The organism is Candidatus Culexarchaeum yellowstonense (assembly GCF_024707025.1).
Taxonomy (GTDB): domain Archaea; phylum Thermoproteota; class Methanomethylicia; order Culexarchaeales; family Culexarchaeaceae; genus Culexarchaeum.
On record NZ_JANGFQ010000249.1, the window covers coordinates 1 to 3,487 of the forward strand.

The following is a 3,487-nucleotide window of genomic DNA, read 5'->3' on the forward strand; positions in this document are numbered from 1 at the left end:
ACACTTCCTAAAGGGGATGGTGTAAAGCCTTCTATTCATCACTTCCACCGTATTCATCTCCTCCCTTACGTCCTCCAATTTCTTTATTATAGGCTTAATCTTCTCTTCAGTCACTATTTCAGCTATAATCCTAGAATCTTCTTAATTGGCATGGTAACGGTATTTATATGGTCCTCGATAAAGTCTTCACCCATCGCATCATTAATTTAATGGCAAGCCTCGATTTAATAGTGCATTTAAGCTTCTCAATAACTTATTTAATTGAGCATTTTGACTGACTTAACATTACGGGGGTAAAGCTTATTTTCAGCTGAGCATGTAGAGTTGTTGGTTGATGTGGGTATGGAGCTTAATGCTAAGCAGCACCTTGAATATGCTCTAAAATATTTGGTGGAGGGTAAATCTCTCACCGATAAAGATCCTGTTCAAGCGAGCGAGAAGTTGTATGAAGTTGCTGGGGAGGTTGTGAAAGCCTTCACAGTACACTTCAACTTAACTGACATAATTAAGAGGGTTGATGAGAGGGGTAGGTGGACGGCCACCGAACTTGAAAAGGCTGTTTTAAGGATATCTGGGAAATTGGGTGAATGGTTCTTCGATTCATGGGATAAGGCATGGGCTTTACATGTTTGGGGGTTCCATGAAGCTAAATTCGACACTGAAGATGTTAAGAGGAGACTACCAGCAATAGAGAAAATGATTTCAGAAGCCCAGAAGATAATACGTGAGCAACAATAATTTAGAGCGATTCAAAAACTCTAAACCCAAAAACAATTTGCACAATAACATTCCATGAGCAATGTAGTCCAATACAACCCTTCACCAGAGTCAGATATTTTGCCAATAATTACATAATATCCTTAGCCTCATACGTTTCCTAACATATTAGCTTCTCGACATCTTAACCTTAAATGCATAACATTCACTCCTATGAGCAAACTTAGTTAGTGTTCGCTTATATAGAGTGTTTTCAAGCCTTCAGCTTGAGCTATACTTGCCAATCTTTTGTCGCCTGTAACGATTACGGGACTGTTAATCCTTTTGGCTGTGGCTATTTGGAGGGCATCAGCCACGTAGATATGGTGTTTTAATATAAGCTTTATGGAGTCTCGTAGGATATGGGGGCTTATATTGATGATGAGCAACCTATATAATCTCGAGAGTGTTGCAATCTCCCTCAACATATTTCTCGTAACTTCCTTTGCGTTGAGACCTATCATCCTCTCATATTTGTCAAACACCACTGCAGCTTCGGCGATATTCCAGTAGGAAAAAGCTAGCTTTTTAATGCCCCTGTAAGCATCCCCATATATCTCGCTAACAAATTCACTGCCAGGTTCTTCAACATACCTCTTCACTAAGGCGCTGGTATCAAGGTAGAATATTTCATTATTCTTGAACATTGGAAATGCCTCCTACTCGCCCCTCCCTTAATTCCCTCACCACTTTAGCTGCATCTAAACCCTTGGGTCTATTTTTCGTGATCTCAAGTTCTGTTGTAGGCTCAAGTTCTCCCAAACCCAGATCATCACAAAGATCTCGAACCCATCTATCAAATACTAATCCCTCAAAATATTCTTCAACAATCTCACTCAAACTACTCCCTTCAAGAGTGGAGAGCTTTTTAACTTCACTTAACAATTCTTCATCAATACTTAAAGTGAGCTTCTTCTTCGCCATTTACATCTATACGTATATTCGTATAGACGTATATAAAGATTGCTCTACAGTGCACTAAACAAAGCTTGCATAGAGAAGAGGATCCCATTCTTCCATGGAGCAGTCCATGGACTATGGGGGCAAGCAACAACCATAATACCTGGAGAAACCGCCTGCCTAAGATGCATAATTCCAGCAGCACCGCAACAAAGAGAAGTATTCCCCATCCTAGGACCCGTAGCTGGAACAATAGGGACAATTCAAGCAACAGAAGTCATCAAGTACCTAGTTGGAATAGGTAAACTATTAAAGAATAAACTTCTAATATACGATGGATCATCAATGGAATTCCAAACCATAGAATTGAGAAGAAACCCAACATGCCCAGACTGCCAAACACTTCCCATAAACAAGCAACAATAACCCTACAAAACTCATACACTTCAATCATCATGGCATAATATTACCAATCGAGAAAGGACCCATCACCATCTTTCACAGCTAGAATAATAATTTAAAGTCATTACTTGACCCGAAAACTCATTAGCAATAAAAAAATAAAAAATATTTTTAATTTTTTATTTTCACTTCACCTTTAACTCCATTAGTATGTCGTCTACGAGCATCTTCCTATCAGCTTGCCAAACACCATCCTTGAATGTTTCCCCATAGAACCAATATCTCCTGCTCGTCCTATAATCTGCCCACATGAGCTTCACATCATCCACATTCCTCTGCAATATATCACCAAGATACGAGACTCCCGATGGTGGTAAAAGTGTTACCAGTGTGAATCCTTCCTGCGTTGGCATAAATGTCAATGGGAATGGCAACTTTTTAAATGCCATTGCAAATTTAGCTGTTGTGGCAACTGGGCATCTGCACTTAAATATAAATTGATCGAATAAGTTTGAAGCTTTTGAATATATTAATATTCTAAAGCCTTCAATGACTCCATTGTCAAGATATAGCTTTATTCTCCTACTAATCTGATACTCTGGAATCTTAAGCTTCTCGCTTAAATCCTTAAATTTTGCTCTAGCATTTTTACTGAGTTCTCTAAGTAGAGCCATATCAGTTTTATCCAATTTATGTAGTATTGATGGTGGATATGCCTCTAATTCAGCTGGTCCCTTCAAAGATTCCACATATTTACCCCATTCATCCCAATCGAATGTCCATTCATCTTTCCTCACATCATAATATGTGAAATCAGCTTCCCTCCAAGTCCATTTAGCTATCGAAGTGAGATAAGTATAATCGTCAATTAAACCCAATTCACGTAACCTATCAAAAAGTTCCAACAAATATCCCAAGCTATTTCTTGGCATCATGAATATATTCATTAAACCATTAAATGCTCCAAGACACCTCGCACTAAATCTCGTATATGGATGTAGTTCTCCAACTTTCTCAACTATCGATATATTTTTCCATTTTGTGTTTATGAATAGTATTACTGGTTCTTGTCCTAATGCAGCTGGGGATATTTGTGCTGAAATGCTACGTATTACTTTACTCTGTATTAATTGTTGCAATCTTTTTGATAGTGTTTTCACGTTGACTTCAGTTTCCTTGCTTAGCTCCGTTATTGTTGCTAGAGGGTTCTTCCCTAAGGCTGTAAGTATCTTGTAATCTATTTCATCGAGTTCTTGCATTTTCGGTCGCCTCTGTAAGCTCTTACATGCTCTAGTAAGCTCTGGTCGCTTTAGAGTCTCTATGGGAGTCCTGGATCCCAGCCCGGTGGATCAAATTTTACTATTTTTACGAGTTCTCCTTCACCATTATATATTGCTATTGTAACCCAAGTCTTACCATTTTCGTCTTT

At 38.6% G+C, this 3,487-nt stretch carries 5 protein-coding genes; 2 read left to right on the forward strand and 3 right to left on the reverse strand.

Annotation, left to right across the window (positions count from 1 at the left end; translation table 11 throughout):
* Window positions 1-324: 324 nt before the first annotated feature.
* The gene (locus tag MRT15_RS12185; RefSeq protein ID WP_304330563.1) at window positions 325-738 is read left to right on the forward strand and encodes a PaREP1 family protein; all 414 of its coding nucleotides are present in this window, start codon (window positions 325-327) and stop codon (window positions 736-738) included.
* Between the two features lie 206 nt (window positions 739-944).
* On the opposite strand, the gene MRT15_RS12190 is transcribed toward MRT15_RS12185, so the two are convergent.
* On the reverse strand, window positions 945-1,403 hold the full coding sequence (locus MRT15_RS12190; protein WP_304330564.1) for a type II toxin-antitoxin system VapC family toxin: 459 nt from the start codon (window positions 1,401-1,403) through the stop codon (window positions 945-947).
* Window positions 1,390-1,680 (reverse strand): DUF6364 family protein, encoded by a 291-nt coding sequence (locus MRT15_RS12195; RefSeq protein ID WP_304330565.1) that lies wholly within the window; start codon window positions 1,678-1,680, stop codon window positions 1,390-1,392. Before MRT15_RS12195 ends, MRT15_RS12190 begins: the two co-directional genes overlap by 14 nt.
* Before the next feature lie 39 nt (window positions 1,681-1,719).
* Here MRT15_RS12195 and MRT15_RS12200 point away from each other — a divergent pair, with 39 nt between their 5' ends.
* Window positions 1,720-2,082, forward strand: coding sequence for a ThiF family adenylyltransferase (locus tag MRT15_RS12200; RefSeq protein ID WP_304330566.1), 363 nt, complete (start codon window positions 1,720-1,722; stop codon window positions 2,080-2,082).
* Between the two features lie 161 nt (window positions 2,083-2,243).
* On the opposite strand, the gene MRT15_RS12205 is transcribed toward MRT15_RS12200, so the two are convergent.
* The gene (locus MRT15_RS12205; RefSeq protein ID WP_304330567.1) at window positions 2,244-3,317 is read right to left on the reverse strand and encodes an Lrp/AsnC family transcriptional regulator; all 1,074 of its coding nucleotides are present in this window, start codon (window positions 3,315-3,317) and stop codon (window positions 2,244-2,246) included.
* Window positions 3,318-3,487 lie beyond the last annotated feature (170 nt).

Excerpts from the sequence above, each read along its gene's own strand:
- MRT15_RS12190 (WP_304330564.1), bottom strand. The coding sequence starts at position 1,403 with ATGTTCAAGAATAATGAAATATTCTACCTTGATACCAGCGCCTTAGTG.
- MRT15_RS12195 (WP_304330565.1), bottom strand. The coding sequence starts at position 1,680 with ATGGCGAAGAAGAAGCTCACTTTAAGTATTGATGAAGAATTGTTAAGT.
- MRT15_RS12205 (WP_304330567.1), bottom strand. The coding sequence starts at position 3,317 with ATGCAAGAACTCGATGAAATAGATTACAAGATACTTACAGCCTTAGGG.